This window comes from Synechococcus sp. MIT S9508 (assembly GCF_047303045.1).
Taxonomy (GTDB): Bacteria; Cyanobacteriota; Cyanobacteriia; order PCC-6307; family Cyanobiaceae; genus Synechococcus_C.
This window is the reverse complement of the sequence record NZ_CP138941.1, coordinates 1,139,599-1,156,080: the sequence shown is the minus strand read 5'-3', so window position 1 is coordinate 1,156,080 and position 16,482 is coordinate 1,139,599. Positions and strand designations below refer to the sequence as shown.

15 protein-coding genes are annotated in these 16,482 nt (G+C 59.3%); 6 read left to right on the top strand and 9 right to left on the bottom strand.

Annotated elements, in window-relative coordinates; translation table 11 throughout:
* Nucleotide 1 precedes the first annotated feature (1 nt).
* Nucleotides 2–754: a phosphoribosylaminoimidazolesuccinocarboxamide synthase gene (purC, locus tag SIB42_RS05915; protein WP_067095936.1), complete on the bottom strand. Its 753-nt coding sequence runs from the start codon at nt 752–754 to the stop codon at nt 2–4.
* Entirely contained in the window at nt 751–1,746 is a 996-nt protein-coding gene (locus SIB42_RS05910; protein WP_067095934.1) for a hypothetical protein, read from the bottom strand. The genes purC and SIB42_RS05910 overlap by 4 nt, the downstream gene beginning before the upstream one ends.
* 101 nt (nt 1,747–1,847) lie before the next feature.
* Between SIB42_RS05910 and purD the strand changes: the two genes are divergently transcribed.
* Both purD and SIB42_RS05900 read left to right on the top strand, forming a co-directional pair.
* On the top strand, nt 1,848–3,164 hold the full coding sequence (gene purD / locus SIB42_RS05905) for a phosphoribosylamine--glycine ligase (protein ID WP_067095933.1): 1,317 nt from the start codon (nt 1,848–1,850) through the stop codon (nt 3,162–3,164).
* A gap of 24 nt (nt 3,165–3,188) precedes the next feature.
* The gene (locus SIB42_RS05900) at nt 3,189–5,282 is read left to right on the top strand and encodes an ATP-binding protein (protein WP_082825054.1); all 2,094 of its coding nucleotides are present in this window, start codon (nt 3,189–3,191) and stop codon (nt 5,280–5,282) included.
* On the opposite strand, the gene kaiC is transcribed toward SIB42_RS05900, so the two are convergent.
* The 3 genes from kaiC to SIB42_RS05885 all read right to left on the bottom strand — a co-directional run bounded on the left by kaiC (nt 5,283) and on the right by SIB42_RS05885 (nt 8,134).
* Nucleotides 5,283–6,821, bottom strand: coding sequence for a circadian clock protein KaiC (gene kaiC / locus SIB42_RS05895; protein ID WP_413328560.1), 1,539 nt, complete (start codon nt 6,819–6,821; stop codon nt 5,283–5,285).
* A 66-nt stretch (nt 6,822–6,887) separates the two neighbouring features.
* A complete protein-coding gene (gene kaiB, locus SIB42_RS05890) occupies nt 6,888–7,247 on the bottom strand; it encodes a circadian clock protein KaiB (RefSeq protein ID WP_067095928.1) in 360 nt (119 codons plus the stop codon).
* Entirely contained in the window at nt 7,244–8,134 is an 891-nt protein-coding gene (locus tag SIB42_RS05885; RefSeq protein WP_067095925.1) for a circadian clock protein KaiA, read from the bottom strand. The genes kaiB and SIB42_RS05885 overlap by 4 nt, the downstream gene beginning before the upstream one ends.
* Before the next feature lie 127 nt (nt 8,135–8,261).
* Here SIB42_RS05885 and rplU point away from each other — a divergent pair, with 127 nt between their 5' ends.
* Entirely contained in the window at nt 8,262–8,636 is a 375-nt protein-coding gene (gene rplU, locus SIB42_RS05880; protein ID WP_067095923.1) for a 50S ribosomal protein L21, read from the top strand.
* A 48-nt stretch (nt 8,637–8,684) separates the two neighbouring features.
* Entirely contained in the window at nt 8,685–8,951 is a 267-nt protein-coding gene (gene rpmA / locus SIB42_RS05875; RefSeq protein ID WP_067095922.1) for a 50S ribosomal protein L27, read from the top strand.
* 18 nt (nt 8,952–8,969) lie between these two features.
* On the opposite strand, the gene SIB42_RS05870 is transcribed toward rpmA, so the two are convergent.
* Both SIB42_RS05870 and SIB42_RS05865 read right to left on the bottom strand, forming a co-directional pair.
* Entirely contained in the window at nt 8,970–9,431 is a 462-nt protein-coding gene (locus SIB42_RS05870; RefSeq protein ID WP_067095913.1) for a DUF2127 domain-containing protein, read from the bottom strand.
* A 12-nt stretch (nt 9,432–9,443) separates the two neighbouring features.
* Nucleotides 9,444–10,205, bottom strand: a complete 762-nt coding sequence (locus SIB42_RS05865; protein WP_067095911.1) for a class I SAM-dependent methyltransferase — start codon at nt 10,203–10,205, stop codon at nt 9,444–9,446.
* Nucleotides 10,206–10,298: 93 nt separating this feature from the next.
* Between SIB42_RS05865 and truB the strand changes: the two genes are divergently transcribed.
* Together truB and SIB42_RS05855 are read left to right on the top strand one after the other, a co-directional pair.
* The gene (gene truB / locus SIB42_RS05860) at nt 10,299–11,189 is read left to right on the top strand and encodes a tRNA pseudouridine(55) synthase TruB (protein WP_067095908.1); all 891 of its coding nucleotides are present in this window, start codon (nt 10,299–10,301) and stop codon (nt 11,187–11,189) included.
* Nucleotides 11,190–11,240: 51 nt separating this feature from the next.
* The gene (locus tag SIB42_RS05855) at nt 11,241–11,996 is read left to right on the top strand and encodes a YebC/PmpR family DNA-binding transcriptional regulator (RefSeq protein WP_067095906.1); all 756 of its coding nucleotides are present in this window, start codon (nt 11,241–11,243) and stop codon (nt 11,994–11,996) included.
* On the opposite strand, the gene SIB42_RS05850 is transcribed toward SIB42_RS05855, so the two are convergent.
* Together SIB42_RS05850 and SIB42_RS05845 are read right to left on the bottom strand one after the other, a co-directional pair.
* The gene (locus tag SIB42_RS05850; protein WP_067095905.1) at nt 11,944–15,690 is read right to left on the bottom strand and encodes a hydantoinase B/oxoprolinase family protein; all 3,747 of its coding nucleotides are present in this window, start codon (nt 15,688–15,690) and stop codon (nt 11,944–11,946) included. The two genes, SIB42_RS05855 and SIB42_RS05850, sit on opposite strands and share 53 nt — an antisense overlap.
* A complete protein-coding gene (locus SIB42_RS05845) occupies nt 15,687–16,475 on the bottom strand; it encodes a glucosamine-6-phosphate deaminase (protein ID WP_231856428.1) in 789 nt (262 codons plus the stop codon). The genes SIB42_RS05850 and SIB42_RS05845 overlap by 4 nt, the downstream gene beginning before the upstream one ends.
* Nucleotides 16,476–16,482: the final 7 nt, after the last annotated feature.

Genomic DNA, 16,482 nt, shown 5'->3' with positions numbered 1-16,482 from the left:
CTTAACTGCAGTTGCGGGGTGTCGGGCAGGCCCCTTGTACCCGTTTGCAGACCTCCCCGTAGGCCTCGATCACTCCACCTAGGTCCTTACGGAATCGATCCTTGTCGAGGATGCGCTCCTCCGCATCTGTGCACGACAGGTTCCAGAGCCGACAGGTGTCAGGGCTGATCTCATCAGCCACAAGCAGCTCACCGGCAGCATTCAGCCCAAGCTCAAGCTTGAAATCCACCAGCTGCAAGCCGATTTCCTTGAAAAAAGGAATCAGCACCACATTGACTTTTCTGGCGAGAACCTCGATCCGCTCCCGCAGCTCGCTGGAGACCAGTCCCAGCAATGCCAGGCGAGCATCCGTCAGCAACGGATCACCGAGACCATCATCCTTGTAATACAGATCGAGCAAAGCCGGCTCAAGGACTGTGCCCTGGACAATCGGCGTCTCGCGACAAAGCGAGCCAGTCGCGATGTTGCGCAGCACCACCTCAACTGGAATCACCTCGACGCGCTGGACAACCATCCAAGTCTCCTCAGCGATTCCGCAGTAATGGGTGGGAATTCCCGCCCGCTCCAGCACTTCGAACAAACAGGCTGAAATCCTGCAGTTGAGACGCCCCTTGTCTGCCAGCTGAGCCTTTTTCTGAGCATTGAAAGCAGTGGCATCATTTTTGAACTCCACCAGAACTTGCTGGTCGCTTGAACCGGCATAAATGCGCTTGGCTTTGCCCTCGTAGAGAAGGTCGCCGTGGGGAATTGTCATGGCTGCTCATTGACGCCGGTCGCGCCGGCTTCAGGTGATGGTGATTCTCCCAGCGCGGCGTGGCCACCCGGTGCCTGTGGAGAACGCAGTTGCTGCTGCAGCTGCTGGTGTTTATGAAGAGACACTCCTGGCAGATCCTGATCAAGATTCAACAGAGTGAAGCGATCATCCACCCTGGTTGCCAGCCGCCGCAGACGTTCCCGGGGACGATCACCGCTGCCGCCACTGGCAAGCTCAAGCCGCAGCTGCAACCGCAGCAAGTCCTCCGCCTGGTTCCAGGCCTGCTCAGCCGCCGCCTGATCGAGAGCCGCCTCGATCAACGATGCGCTGCGTTCGGACTCCATCACACCCAGCAGTTCAGCCGCGAGACCCAGACGACGTGCCGCAATGACCCCTGTCGTCCGCCCGGCAAGCAAGGTGATCACAGCCTGATCGGGCTGCCCGGAGGCAATCTGCGCTTCGGCCAGAAGATCAAGAGCTGATCGAGTGGTGGGCAGTCCTTGCCCATCCAGACCCACCACAAGCTGCTCCGCATCGAGCCTGGTGAGATCTCCTTCCGCCAAACGCAACAGCGCCAGGACAATGCGCTCCTGGTCCAATGCCGCACTGGCAGCCTGCCAGGACAACAGCAACCATTCCCGACGGCGAGGGCCTGGACCGGGTCCGTAGCGACTAAGGACCACCTGTGCGCTATCTGGCGCCTTGCAGGACATCAGAGCCCTGGCATTGGCCATCACCACATCAAACGTCTGCGGGGCTGGCGCAACCAGCATCAGTCGATCACGCAGCAACTGGAGACGTTCATTGGCTCCAAAGCTGGCCGACTGCTCGCAGGCCAGTTTCAGATCAGCAAGACCTCCTTCGATCAGCACAATCTCAAAGGCCTCCTGGGGCATTGGCGCTGCGAATTGGAGCGACACCGAGGAGCCAGGCCCTGCAGAGCCTGGCACCGCCGCCAAGAGAAGTGAAAGAGGCAGAGGGAGCAAACCCATGGGCCGGAAGGCGTTCAACAAAAATGGGACGATCTCTCCGCCATCAACAACAGCGGAGGGACGTTCAAACCTAAGGGCCTCCGCCCGAAACGCTTGCCTCCATGGCCCATTCCAGCTCCCGTCCTCAGACCCTGCCTCCGCTCCGACATCTACTCGTGGTGGGTGGTGGTGGCCGTGAACAGGCTTTGGCCTGGGCCTTGCGCCGCTGCCCAGGAGTTGAGGCTGTGTGGGTGACTCCTGGAAATGGAGGAACCGAAGACCTCGACGGCTGCAAATCGCTAGCGGTTGGGGAACAGGATGCCGCGGGCCTGATCAAAGCCTGCAGGGAGCAGGCGATCGATCTGGTAGTGATCGGACCGGAAGCACCCCTGGCCGCCGGGGTGGCCGACCGTTTGCGAGATGCAGGACTGGCGGTGTTTGGCCCCAGCGCCGAAGGAGCCCAACTGGAAGCAAGCAAAGCCTGGGCGAAGGCTTTGATGCACGAAGCCAAAATTCCCACCGCGGGGCACTGGACTGTCGCAAGCGCCAGTGAGGGGCTGGAGCTGCTGGAAGAGCTGCAACGACCACTGGTGGTGAAAGCCGATGGCTTGGCAGCCGGCAAGGGAGTGACTGTCGCCGAAACCCTCGAAGAAACTGCCGCAGCGATCCGTGAGGCCTTTGCTGGACGCTTCGGCTCCGCAGGCGAGCGGCTGGTTGTGGAAGAACGCCTTCAAGGTCCTGAGGTGTCCGTTTTCGCTTTGTGCGATGGCGAGCGCATGGTGCTGTTACCGCCAGCTCAAGACCACAAGCGGCTGCTCGAGGGCGATCGGGGGCCGAACACCGGAGGCATGGGGGCCTACGCACCCGCTCCATTGCTTGATCAGTCTGGGCTCGATCAGGTGCAGCAGCTTGTGCTCAAACCCACTCTGCAGGCCCTGAGAGAACGGGGAATCCAATACAGAGGAGTGATCTATGCCGGCCTGATGCTGACCCAGCAAGGGCCCCAGGTGATCGAATTCAACTGTCGCTTCGGTGATCCTGAATGCCAGACCCTGATGCCCCTGATGGGTCCTGAACTCGCAAAGGTTCTGCAGGCCTGCGCCCTCGGCTGTCTGGATCAGGCACCCGAACTCTCGGTTGCCAAAACATGCAGCGCTTGTGTTGTCGCAGCCGCTGAGGGCTATCCCGAGACTCCACGCAAGGGAGATCTCATTCAGCTGCAGCCTGATCCCGACCAACAGCGGCAACTGTTTCATGCCGGGACACATCGTCAAGACGATGGCCAGGTGATAACTGCCGGAGGACGGGTACTAACGCAGGTCGCCCAGGCGGCGGACTTTGATCAAGCCTTCGCCAGCGCCTACGCAGGACTCGCATTGGTGCGGTTCAAAGGGATGCAGTTCCGTCGCGACATCGGTCACCAGGTGCGCCGGTCCTAGGCTAGGTCGATGTGATTCGGCGGAATGGCCAGCGATCCAGCCACGGCTCAGAACGAGGCCCCTGCGGAATGGGCAACTCCAATCGCCGGAGCTGAGCAAACAACCACGAGGGGGTTTTGGCCGCAGGCCCGCTCCTGGTGGGCCGAATTCAGCCTTCAGACCAAACTGCTAGCTGTGGCCACCCTGGTGGTGAGCCTGATGATGACGGGCATCACCTTCTTCGCGCTGAATGGGATTCAGCGCGACACGGCGATGAACGACACCCGTTACGCGAGGGATCTAGGCCTGCTGCTGGCGGGCAATGTCAGCGAGCTGGTGGCTGAAGGTCGTGATCGCGAACTCGCCAATGTCACGGAAACCTTCTGGCGCTCGAGCAGAAGCCTCCGCTACATCTTTTTCGCCGACCCTGACGGCATTGTCTATCTGGGTATTCCCGTCAGCGGCAGTGATGATGCAAGCAATGCAGATCTGCGCCTGAGCCGGCGTCTGGAACTGCCTGATGAACTGCGCAACCGAACTCAGAATCCGCTGGTCCGCCAGCATATGACGCCCCAGGGGCAAGTCACGGATGTGTTCGTGCCGCTGGTTGAGAACAACAACTACCTCGGCGTGCTGGCTCTTGGAGTGAACCCCAACGAGACCGCTCTCGCCAGTGCCGCCCTCACCCGTGAGGTCACGGTGGCTGTGTTCATCTCAATCTGGGTTCTGGTGATTCTGGGCGCTGTTTTTAACGCGCTGACCATCACGCGTCCGGTCAAGGAGCTGTTGAGAGGCGTCCGATCGATTGGTGATGGTGACTTCCGCGCTCGCATCGGCCTGCCGATGGGTGGCGAATTGGGAGAACTGTTGGATGGCTTCAACGCCATGGCCTCACAGCTGCAGGACTATGACGCAGCGAACATCGAAGAACTACAGGCAGCTCAGGTCAAGCAGGCGTCGCTGATTGCCACCATGGCCGACGGCGCGGTTCTGCTCGACGGTGATGGTCGCATCGTGCTCGTCAACCCGACGGCGCGACGCTTGTTCCGCTGGGAAGGTCGCAATCTCGAAGGCCAAGACTTTCTCAATGAGCTGCCGGAACTGCTGTCCGTTGAACTGCATGACCCGCTCGATGCCGTGTTCTCAAAGCAAACGGACACCAATGAGCTGCGCAGCAGTATTGGCGATCCACCGAGGACCCTGCGTTTCGTGATCCAGGCGGTGCGCGAACCAAGCGGCGACACCCTCAAGGGCATCGCCGTCACCATCCAGGACCTCACACGGGAAGTGGAGCTGAATGCCGCTCAGAGCCGTTTCATCAGCAACGTCTCCCACGAACTACGCACACCGTTGTTCAACATCAAGAGTTACGTGGAGACTCTCCACGACATGGGAGACCAGCTCAGCGAAGAGGATCGAAAAGAATTTCTTGGCGTTGCCAATTCGGAGACAGATCGCCTCACCCGACTCGTGAACGACGTTCTCGATCTGTCCAGGCTGGAATCCAATCGCGTTGTGCAGTTTTCTCCAGTCGATCTCCGTCCTGGCCTGGAGCAAGCCCTGCGCAGCTATCAACTCAACGCGAGCGACAAGCAGGTTGAGCTGAGCCTGGAAGCTGACCGCGACCTCCCCGATGTTCTGGGTAACTGGGACCTGATCCTGCAGGTTCTCGACAATCTGATCGGCAATGCTCTGAAGTTCAGTCGCAGCGGCGGGCGACTAACGGTCAGGGCTTACACCTGGCCAGACAGCTGTCAGATGACACCTTCGGAAGCAGAGATCCACAGCAACTATGGGCCCACCTGCACCCTGAGTTCACCATTGCCGAAGATCCGGGTTGAAGTCTGTGACACCGGCTATGGCATCAGTGAAGAAAGCCAGCAACGCATCTTTGAGCGCTTTTACCGGGTTGAGAATGCTGTTCACACCGAGGTGGGCACTGGCCTTGGACTGTCGATCGTTCGAGGCATCCTCGAAAAACACGGCAGCATGATCTCAATGGCCAGTGAGCCTGACGTTGGCACCACATTTTGGTTTGAGCTGCCGCTAGCTCAGGAAGACCCCGAGGAGTTGAGGTGGAAAGCTGAACGCCAAAGTGACGACGAACGCCTGGCTTTGACGCAGAACACAGAAAGCTGATCAGGCGTCGGGAGCGACGCCGCGAGCGATGCGCGCGAGCTCACTGCGCTCATCACTGCTGACCCGATTCGGCACCCCAGAAATGATCCGTTCAAAGTTGGAGAAGGAATCCTTGATCTGCGGACCGTTACCGGTGATCACAAACTCACGGATGCCCTTGTCATGCCAGGAACCACGCATCTTGAACACGTTGACGGCACGGGCCATTTCTCCACGGATCTCCACGTACTGCAAAAGCAAAATCGTGTCGGTGATGGTGGAGATGTGGGAGTCAGTGATCGAATGGCTGCCCATGAACTCCTCAGAGGTGTTCGTGAAGAAGCCAGCGATTTCTTCCTGTTTCGCGTATCCGGTCACGCCGATGACGAATTGACGGAAGGCGTTATGGCTGACGCCGCGAGCGAGGGCAGACAAGGAGTCAATAGCCATCCGTGAAGGCTTGAACTGACTGATCTCCGTCTTGATGATCTGCAGGTGATGCTCGAGGCCCGTCGATTCCGGATAAGCGCAGATGATCTTGAGCAGACCGTCCTGCTCCATCTGTTCGAAATCGATGCCCCAGCTGGTGCCGTTACGGAGCAGCTGGGCACGCGACTCCTCATAAGCGAACAAGATGGCGCGTTCTTTATTGCGGCAAGCATCCTCGATGAAATTCGAGACCAGCAGGGTCTTGCCAGTGCCCGTGGCTCCTGTGGCGAGAATGATCGAGTCTTTGAAGAACCCCCCGCCGCACATCTCGTCGAGACGGGGAACGCCCGAACTGATCCGCACATTGGACGAGCGCTGGGTGAGTTGCATGGCACCAAGCGGAAAGATGCTGATCCCATGCGCACCCATCGTGAATGGGAACTCTCCCTTCATGTGCGTGGTGCCGCGCAGCTTGAGAATCTCCACGGTGCGCCGCCGGCGTTCTCCTTTGAGCACATTGCGCAGGATCACCACGTTGTCGGAGACGAACTCTTCAACTCCATAGCGAGCAATCGGCCCATATTCGTCGATGCGCTCTGTGGTCATCACGGTGGTGACCCCGATTTCCTTGAGACGAGCAATCAGACGGAAGATCTCGCGACGGACAACGAACACAGCGTCGTATTGCTGAAACACCGCGGTGATCGAATCGATCGCCACCCGTTTCGCCTTGTATTTGCGAATGGCATAGTTGATCCGCTCGATCAGACCGGACAGGTCGAAACTTCCGGCCACATCCTGACCATCGGGATCGGGAGAAGCATCAAGGATGAACAGCTTGTCCTGTTCAACCATCTCCTGCAGATTCCAACCGAAGCTGGCGGCATTGCGGAGGATGTCGAGCGGCGACTCTTCGAAGGTGACAAAGATCCCTGGTTCGTCGAAGTGGGCGACGCCGTTGTGCAGAAAATGAAGAGAGAAAACCGTTTTGCCGGTACCGGAGGTACCGCTGATCAGCGTGCTGCGACCGATAGGAAGGCCACCATGACACACATCATCAAAACCTTCGATCCCTGTCGGAAGCTTCTGAACCTGCATCTGTGGAGAACCACTGGAGCTGGAGATCTGCATAACGACGCTCTTATGGCTGCAAGGTAAGGAAAAAACGAGTCATCACCTGCGAGTGCACGGGCAGGCTTAAGAATCTGATTCGCCTGTCTCCGCCTCTTCCAACGCATCCATCAACGATGAAGTGAGGTTGTTATCGGTGAGTTCGTCGTAGAGAAGGTCCAAACCGATCAGCACCCGCTCACGATCGGACAAATCGCCGATGATCCGACGCACCGGCGGCGGGAGGATCTTGGACAGAGTCGGTGTCGCGAGGATTTTGTCCTCCTCCGCCAACTGCGGATTTTTGAGCACATCAATCACTTTCAGGGCATAGACGCCTTTGAACTCCGTCTCGAGGATGTTGCGCAGAGTCTTGAGCGCCCTCATGGAGTTCGGCGTGTTGCCGGCCACGTAGAGCTTGAGGATGTAAGTCTTGCGTGGGCTCATGGAGCCACCTCCGGATCGGTGAGAACGCGACGTCCCCCTGCCGCGGGTGTCAGGGAGACCTCCGGAGGGATCGAACGTCGATACATCTCGCAGAGGTGAGCCATGACATCGAGCAGAGCGAGGCGATAGTCCTGAAGAAAATCGTTTTTATGCCCTTCAAGTCTGAGCTGCTTCCAGAAGTCGTCAATGAGATTCATGTGGATCTCCACAGCTCGGGTGATGGGCAGATCACCGAAAAAGGCTGTGTTCACGAAACTCTCCAGTGCCTGGTTGGCCGCAGCCGGATCCCTGAAGTAGCTGATCAACAGGTCCCGGTAAGTGCGCTGCAGCGACTGAACAAGGTCCCGCTGCTCATCAGGAGGCAGATTGGCAAGAAAGCGCGAGGGGTCTCGCTTGTAGAAGACGCCCAGATAGCCGAGGCGCTCCTGCAGACGACTGGACAGCTTCCAGGCACTGCCTTCCATCGCAGGCATGGCGTTCTGTTCAGCACCGTCTTCGGGCCTGGCATCCTTCTGGCCCTGGCGCAGGAAGCGTGAAATAGAGGCATCAACGTTGTACCCAAGCTGCTCCAGCTGGTCTCCAGGCAGATGGAGCTCTTCAGGGTGGTAATCCACGCGACCCATCAACTCACCCACCACCACGGCGGGGAACAACAAACCCTCGCTGCTGAGGGCTTCACGGGTCTTGTCGTCCAGCAGGCACTGCTCAATGACAACGGCATCCACCGCTTCGCGCTGGCGGGAAAGCAGTTCCACAACACCCTGACCAGACTCGACTGCACCAAGATCCACGGGTGAGTAGCGATTCACCGGCAGCCATTGGCAACAGACCTCAACGAGATCTCTCGTTTGAAGCAGCAAAGCGATCGTGAGTGCCGGACGAGCCATCCACCGCGACAAGGTCCTGAGCTGAATCTTGACGAAAGGGACTAAGAAGACCGAGGATCTTTGTTTGTCTTTCGATTGCGGTTCAGGCCAAATCGGCTTGTCCGAGCCTGACCGCGTCTCTCAGCACATGGCCGAAACCAGCTCCACAACCTCTGCAGCTCCCGAAACAGGGTCCTACGCGATCGTCGAAGCCTCCGGTCAGCAGTTCTGGCTGCAGGCCAATCGTTACTACGATCTCGACCGGCTCAATGCTGAGGTCGACGCAACCGTCACCCTCGACAACGTTCTCTTAGTGAAGGATTCCAAGGGCACAACTCTTGGCAAGCCTTATGTCAAGGACGCCAGTGTTGAGCTGAAGGTGATGGCGCACCGCCGCGGCCCCAAGGTGATCGTTTACAAAATGCGCCCCAAAAAGAAGACCCGTCGCAAGAATGGTCATCGTCAGGAGCTGACAAGAGTCATGGTTCAGTCGATTTCCGTAAGTGGCAAAGCCATCAGCTGATCATCCAGATCCACGTCAACGAAAGTTCTCCTCTTCAAAATCCTCCCCATGGCTCATAAGAAAGGCACAGGTTCAACACGCAACGGCCGCGATTCCAATTCCAAGCGTCTCGGCGTGAAGGCTTACGGCGGAGAATCCGTCACCGCCGGCTCCATCCTGATCCGTCAGCGCGGCACCTCAGTGCTGCCTGGAGTCAATGTGGGTCACGGCAAAGATGACACTCTCTTTGCTCTGACCGATGGCGTCGTGAAGTTCGAGACGATCAAGCGCGGTCTGCGCAATCGGAAGCGCATCAACATCACAGCTACGGTCTGACCAGAACGACCTCTCCCGTCACGGGCTCCGCTCCGAGCTCAGAGCCAGACGGGTTGTCAACACAAGACCAATCACAGTGAGCCCCAGAACAACCCATGTTCTGGGGCTTTGTTCATGCAGGGCATCCGCAAGTTCCAGAGGCAGAGCGAGACCGAGCACCCCGACAAGCAACCATTCGCCCCAGCGGCGTCCAACCCAGGTGGCCCAGGCCGCTACAAGGATCAAAGCGGCGTAGAGCCCCGAGACCAAGGCCAGACGCATCAGACGTGTTGGGCCCAGCAGGGTTCCCTTCGCTGCCAGCGAAGAAAGGAATTGACGGTCCGCATTCCCCCAGGTTTCGGCGAAATCAGAGAGTTCGGCGTAATGAACATCACCAAACACGGCGGCCAGGCTGATCGCGAACAGAGCCCCAGCGAGCAGCAGCTTCTTGATCACAATTAAGCGAACCACCAAGCGCCCTTGTCCGGCGATCTGTGCCATCGATCTTTTCGGCTAGACGTTCTCAAGCGGACGGTAGACCCTTGTTGTGATCAGCAAGGGATGAAACAGCTCGAGGAAGCGACTCTGAAGGCAGCGGAAAAAATCCTCCACCAACTGCGGTTCATCGAAATGGAAGGGGTACTCACCGTCATGCCCTTTGAAGAAATACCAGTTGAGTAGTGCCCGGCCGCCTGGAGTGAGGCGGCGGTGAAACTCCATGAGCTGCGCCGAGGGGTCGGGCAGGTGTTCCAACACATCAAGGCAAACCACCGTGTCGAAACGCCGCCCCGGAAGGCTGTCGAGATCGCGATGGACACTCACACGCTCCTGAAGTCCCAGACGGCAAGCACGATCCTGCACGAATGCACGGTTCTGTGGATTGAGATCGACAAACCAGACATGCCGAACGCCCTCCAGCCCCGCTGCAGCGAGAGCATGCGTTCCGATCCCGCCTCCAAAATCAAGCACGTCACCATGCGCAAACTGCTGCTGCAGACGCAGGGTGTCGGCGATGTAGTCGGCACTGCTGAGATGCCATGCTGCCAATTCGAACAAATGGCCCGTGCCAACGGTGTCCTCATAGAAATCAGCAGCTCGCTCGGGGTCGAAAGCTCCCGGATGCATCGCCGCCAGATCCTCCGTGCTCTGGGGCAATCGCTCGGCAACATCCGCCGCTGAGAGCGACAGATAAGACGCCAGATGCTCCTTTACGGAGAAGCCATTCTCGAGAAACTCCTGAATATCCACACCAGCGGAGGCATTGAGTGGCTGCATGGAGCTTCAGGACGCAACCGGGCAAACCTACGTGCGAGCCCACTGGTGCCAAAGGCAAGGTGCCACAGTCGACAGCTGGACATAGCTCGCACCTTGACTGCGCCTATCGGCTTCGCCGTCATTGACAAGCCTGCTGGGCTCACCTCCCATGCCTGCGTCGCTCGCATCAGGCGGCTGCTAGGCATCCGCAGGGTTGGCCATGGCGGCACTCTGGATCCAGCGGTGACAGGCGTGCTGCCGATCGCCGTGGGACAGGCGACAAGACTGTTGCCGTACCTACCAGGTGAGAAAACCTATCGAGGCGTGATCCAGCTAGGGATCAGCACCAACACCGACGACTTGCAAGGAGAGGAACTGTCCAGACAATCCGTCCCCGAGCTGGGCTCAGAAACACTGGATCAGGCACTCAGTCAGTTCCGCGGCGCCATTCGCCAACAGCCCCCTCAGGTCTCAGCGGTCCATGTGGATGGTGAGCGGGCTTATGCCAGGGCCCGTCGCGGCGAGCAGATGGAGCTTGCAGCACGGTCTGTGACCATTCATCAACTGCATCTCTTGGGATGGGATGCTGCACTAGCCCAGTTGAGCGTGGAGGTGCACTGCTCAGCAGGCACCTACATCCGTTCACTGGCCAGAGATCTCGGAGCAGCAATCGGATGCGGAGGTTCTCTGGCCAGTCTCAGGCGGACCCAGGCCCTCGGCTTCCATGACCACCAGGCGGTACCTCTGCCTGATGCTCCAGACGTGGTCGGCCAAGGCGAAATCACCTTGCTAAGACCCGAGCTGGCCTTGCCTCATCTGCCTCAGCGCCTGCTCACTGCGAGCGAACAGCTGGACTGGAGCTGTGGGCGCAGGATCACTCCTGGCATCAGCGGCACGGCGGATGCTGTGGTCATTCTCAGTGAGGGTGGGCGCATGCTCGGACTCGGTGTTCCCGATGCAGAAGATGGTCTGAAACCGAAGGTGGTGTTTGAAGCTCGGGGCTGATGCTGCAACCTCAGTAATTTGCTTTGAAGCAGACGGACGCCGAAGCATCCGATGGCAGGCCACAGCAAATGGTCCCAGATCAAACGCACCAAGGCGGTGGTGGATGCCAAGCGAGGTGCTGTGTTCACCAGGATCGGACGCGAAATCACCGTGGCTGCACGCCAGGGCAGTGACCCCGATGGCAATTTCCAGCTGCGCACTGCGATCGTCAAGGCCAAGGCCGCTGGCGTACCAGCGAGCAATATCGAACGAGCCATCGCCAAAGGCTCTGGCAAGGCTGGTGACACGGAACAGCTTGAATCAATCCGATACGAGGGTTACGGCCCGGGCGGAGTGGCTGTGTTGGTGGAGGCACTGAGCGACAACCGCAACCGCACAGCAGCGGCTGTGCGGTTGGCCTTCAGCAAACACGGCGGCCACCTCGGTGAAAGTGGATGCGTGAGTTATCTCTTCCAGCACCGCAGTGAAGTGAGCCTCCAGGCCGCGGTAATTAATGAGGAGGCATTACTGGAATGCCTGCTCAATTTGGAGGCCGATGGTTATGAACTCAGAAGCGGCGAAGAGGCCTTGGTGCATGGTCCTTTTGCAGCACTCGAATCCCTCCAGAACGGACTCCGCGATCAAGGCTGGGAAGTCTCGGAATGGTCGCACTGCTGGCACCCTCTCACCCAGGTGAGACCGGACAACGAAGACAACATCCAACAGTGCCTGAAGTTGCTTGATGCCCTGGAGGAACTCGATGACATCTGCAATGTCAGCGCGAACCTCGAACTGAAGGACGAACTAAGGGATGAGCTGAGCGTTTGATTGGGTCAAAACCACCGCCACCGGGAGTGGCGATCAGCAATCGATCCCCTGCTTTGACCTGAAGCTGCACGCATCCATCCAGCACCTGCACAGTTCCATCAGCACGGGTTAACAGAGCCGTTCCTGTTTCACCCGGTTCTCCACCTGTCAGACCAAAAGGGGCGACGGTCCTGGAACCAGACAACAAAGCTGCAGTCATCGGTTCCAGAAAACGAAACTCCCTCACCAGGCCGTCTCCTCCTCGCCAGCGGCCAGCTCCACCGCTGCCTCGGCGGAAGCCGAAACGTTCAAGCCTCACTGGAAATCTCTGCTCGAGAATCTCGGGGTCCGTGAGCCTGGAGTTGGTCATGTGCGTCTGCACACCGCTTGATCCAGAGAAACCCTTGCCTGCTCCTCCGCCTCCGGCGATGGTCTCGTAATACTGCCGACGCCCGTCACCGAAGGTGAGATTGTTCATCGTGCCCTGGCCCGCGGCCATCACCCCGAGTGATGCAAACAGCAGATTGCAGAGAGCCTGCGAGGTTTCCACATTGCCGCCGACCACTGCAGCCGGTGCGCTGGGGTTGAGCAGGGAATCCTCCGGGACAATCAGGGTTAATGGCCGAAAACATCCGGCATTCAGGGGAATCGGCTCCTGAACCAAACAACGGATCACATACAGAACCGCAGCCTTGGTCACCGCCAATGGAGCATGGAAATTGTGCGTGCCCTGGGGACTTGTCCCACGGAAATCGAGCAAGACTTGTTGCCGTTTCCGATCGACCGTCAAGGCCAGCTTGAGCTTGGCACCGTTATCGAGCGCAACCTCAAAGGTCCTGTCTTCAAAGCAGCCGATCAGCCTCTGAACGCTTCGCGCCGCATGGTCCTGAACATGCTGCAGATAGCGCCGAACTCGCTGGCGGCCCTCAAGCTGCAGAAGCTGATCGAACAGTTCAGTCCCCAGATAATTGGCGGCTGCCTGGGCCTGAAGATCTGCCCAGAGCAGTTCGGGGTCTCTGGGAGGTGAGCTGACCCCCTCCAGACACTTATTCCAGGCCGAACGATCCGGCGTTCCCCGTGGGTTCAAGAAGTGATTGCGCACCAGCAGACCTTCCTCCTCAATGCTGGAGCTGAAGGGAGGCATCGAACCTGGTGTCAGCCCTCCTACATCCGCGTGGTGCCCGCGACAGGCCACAAAGGCGAAGGGATCGGGGTCTCCCTCCACGAAGCAGGGTGTGATCGCGGTGATGTCGGGCAAATGAGTGCCACCGTGAAATGGATCGTTGCTGATCACGGTGTCTCCGGCCGACAACGCAGGCCTCTCCCCTTGGCGGATCTGACCCAGAAGATCCTCAACCGCATCACCCATCGAACCCAGGTGCACTGGAATATGAGGAGCGTTGGCGACAAGCGCCCCCTGTGCATCGAACAGCGCACAGGAGAAATCCATCCGCTCCCGCATATTCACGGAACGACTGGTCTGACGCAGCCGCTCTCCCATGCGCTCAGCAATTTGCATAAAACGGTGATGGAAGAGGCTGAGATCAACAGGATCCGGGTCCAAGTGCTGGTCGGAACTCACTCCACTGGCATCCGCCCCGGCAGAGGACCGTTCAGCGGCAGGCCTCGATGAAGCCTCGAGCAGCACACTGCCGTCAACCAGCAGCCGGGCCGTCCAACCTGGCTCTAGGACGATGGCCGCCGTGGGGTCCAGGATGAGCGCGGGCCCCGATAGAGGCTGATCGCTCTTCAATTGCAAGCGCTCCAGCACAGGCAACTCACACCAGCCCTGCTCTCTGCAATGAACGCGAGCACGCTGAACCATGGTTGATCGAGTGACCGATGCAGTGGCTGCGGTTCCATGACATTCAAAGGTTGATGGCGAGGAGCTCTCCGCGATCGCATCCAGCACCTCCACCTCAAGGCGTTCGGCGATCAGGGGAGCCGTACGAGGCGGCGCATAGCCAAACCGACGTTGATGCGCCTGGTCAAACAAGCTTTCCAGCTGATCCTGATCCAGCTCTTCCAAAGCTGATACCAGGGAGAGCATCAGCCCTTGTTCCGAAGAGGTATCGCGCAGCTCAAGCCTGATCTGATGCTCTGGTGTTGTTGTGGAAGCTGCCGTGAGCTTCTGCAACTCCAGGAACGCCGTGTTCAGATCCGACCTGACCATGGCGGGCAGCTGAGCGAGCAGAGCAGCATCCAGAGGACGGCGGATCGATCGCTGATGCAGCTGACGCTGACGGGCCTGCCCAAGGCCATAGGCCGAGAGCACACCCGCCAGAGGATGCAACAGCACCTGACCCAGCCCCAGAGATTCGGCCAAGCGACAAGCCAGCTGCCCTGCGGCACCGCCGTAGGCAATCAGTGCACCTCCACGGATGTCATGCCCACGGAAGAGCGACACGTGGCGGATCGCTCCCGCCATCGCCTCGACAGCGAGGTCAAGAGCACCTTCGGCCAGCTGCTCGGGAGCCTGACCCAGTTGCGATGAAAGCGCCTGGAACTGATCCCGGGTCGCCTGAAGATCAGGAGTCTGATCGCGGTCCGGTCCGAACACCGCCGGGAAGGCAGTCACCTGCAGTCGGCCCAGCAGCAAATGACAATCCGTGATGGCCAGAGGTCCACCTCGGCGGTAGCAGGCTGGGCCTGGGTCAGCACCTGCCGAGCGTGGACCCACCGTGAGGCGACCGCCATCGCCACTGACAATCGATCCCCCTCCTGCCGCCACGGTGTGGATCGGCAGCCGCGACGCTGTCAGCTGAAATCCGGCAATATCCGTTTCAGCACTCCGTTCCCACTCCCGGTCGGCAGCGCCCGCCGGCAGGCAAAACACATCCGTGCTCGTGCCCCCCATATCCACACCCACTAGGGCGGAAGCACCAAGGCCAGCTTGTTGAGCGGCAGCAACAGCTCCGACCATGCCGCCGGCCGGACCCGACAGGATCGTGTCTTTGGCAAGCAGCGAACTGGGGTGCTGCAAAGCCCCACTGGATGTCATGACCCGCAATCGGGTCTGATCCCCCAAAGCGGCTTGAACCTGTGCCAGGTAGGCGGACAGCACAGGCCTGACGGCAGCCTCCACCAGCGTGGTTTGTCCTCTGGGAACCAGGCGCGGCAGTGGGCTGGCCTCATGGGAACAGACCACCGTCTTGAACCCCGCGGTTCGCACTAGCTTCGCCAGAGCCTTTTCATGCACAGGATCACGCCAGGCATGCATCAGAGCGATGGCACAAGAGCGGATCCCGGCCTTGTGATGACGCACAAGCCTCTGCATGAACCCATCGTCGAGCCGCAGTGCTTCCAACTCCCTGCCTTCCGCATCCAGACGACAGGGGACCTCTTCAACGGCGGCCAGCAGCGAAGGTGGCTCGGGAATTGCCAACGCAAAAAGATGCTGACGGTGCTGGTCACCGATCAGCAACAGGTCCTCCAGACCGCGATTGGTCACAAGCAACACAGGCTCACCAGCTGCCTCAAGCAGTGCATTCGTGGCCACGGTGGTGCCCAACCGCAGTTCCTCGATCAATCCAGGATCAATCCGCTGCTCCGAAGTGAGCCCCATCAACTCGCGCATGGCCGCAACAGCCGGATCTCCGGGAGCGTCCGGCTGCTCAGACAGCACCTTGCGCACCAACAGCTGGCCAGAAGGATGACGTGCCACCAGATCGGTGAACGTGCCGCCTCGGTCAATCCAAAACTGCCAGCGGTTCAAGACAACAGCGGAAGGTGGGCACAGGCCGCATCATCCACCCAGAGATGCACGCTCGAGTGACTTTGCAGCCAGCTGGCGGGAACTTCGGAACTACAAGGGTCAAGCAACGCTGTGCGCAGAATCTCCGCCTTGGCCGCTCCGGTCACGATCAGATGGATCTCGTCGGCAGCAAGAATCTCATCCAGACCAAGGGTGATGGCCTGCTCAGGCACCGCTTCGGAGTTTCCGCCGAAAGCACTGGCATTCTGAATCCGCGTGGCTTGCTGCAACGTCACCACGCGGCAGCGACTGCCGGCTGGAGACGGCGGCTCATTGAAACCCACGTGACCGTTACCACCTAGGCCCAGCAGCTGAAGGCCGATCCCCCCTGCCTGATGCAGCGCAGAGCCATAGCGTCTCGCCTCCTCGGCAGGATCCTTGGCCATTCCATCCGGCAGCTGCAGCTGGCAGGGAGAAAGGTCGAGATAACAACCCAACTGGGCATGCATGTAAGCGGCGAAGCTGCGGCTATCGCCTGGCGACAGACCCACGTATTCATCAAGGTTGAAACTCAGCCAGCAGCGCTTCAACTGTTCAAGCTGCGGCGCCGGCCATGTCATCAGACGCTTAATCAGAGCCGCGTAGAACGGTTCCATTGTCCTTCCGGTCGCCATTCCCAGCGGCTTGAAGCGCTCATGGTCAAGGGCCGTGGCGAGATAGGCAGCCACATGATCCACAATCGCCTCCATTAATGCGCGCGGATCCGGGCGGTGCTGCACTGCACATCTGGACAGAAACTGGGGCACGCAACGA

Excerpts from the sequence above, each read along its gene's own strand:
- SIB42_RS05885 (WP_067095925.1), bottom strand. The coding sequence starts at position 8,134 with ATGGCTCGTCCGGCACTCACGATCGCTTTGCTGCTTCAAACGAGAGAT.
- purC (WP_067095936.1), bottom strand. The coding sequence starts at position 754 with ATGACAATTCCCCACGGCGACCTTCTCTACGAGGGCAAAGCCAAGCGC.
- SIB42_RS05855 (WP_067095906.1), top strand. The coding sequence starts at position 11,241 with ATGGCAGGCCACAGCAAATGGTCCCAGATCAAACGCACCAAGGCGGTG.
- kaiB (WP_067095928.1), bottom strand. The coding sequence starts at position 7,247 with ATGAGCCCACGCAAGACTTACATCCTCAAGCTCTACGTGGCCGGCAAC.
- SIB42_RS05900 (WP_082825054.1), top strand. The coding sequence starts at position 3,189 with ATGGCCAGCGATCCAGCCACGGCTCAGAACGAGGCCCCTGCGGAATGG.
- SIB42_RS05865 (WP_067095911.1), bottom strand. The coding sequence starts at position 10,205 with ATGCAGCCACTCAATGCCTCCGCTGGTGTGGATATTCAGGAGTTTCTC.
- SIB42_RS05870 (WP_067095913.1), bottom strand. The coding sequence starts at position 9,431 with ATGGCACAGATCGCCGGACAAGGGCGCTTGGTGGTTCGCTTAATTGTG.
- SIB42_RS05910 (WP_067095934.1), bottom strand. The coding sequence starts at position 1,746 with ATGGGTTTGCTCCCTCTGCCTCTTTCACTTCTCTTGGCGGCGGTGCCA.
- rplU (WP_067095923.1), top strand. The coding sequence starts at position 8,262 with ATGGCCGAAACCAGCTCCACAACCTCTGCAGCTCCCGAAACAGGGTCC.
- rpmA (WP_067095922.1), top strand. The coding sequence starts at position 8,685 with ATGGCTCATAAGAAAGGCACAGGTTCAACACGCAACGGCCGCGATTCC.
- purD (WP_067095933.1), top strand. The coding sequence starts at position 1,848 with ATGGCCCATTCCAGCTCCCGTCCTCAGACCCTGCCTCCGCTCCGACAT.
- kaiC (WP_413328560.1), bottom strand. The coding sequence starts at position 6,821 with ATGCAGATCTCCAGCTCCAGTGGTTCTCCACAGATGCAGGTTCAGAAG.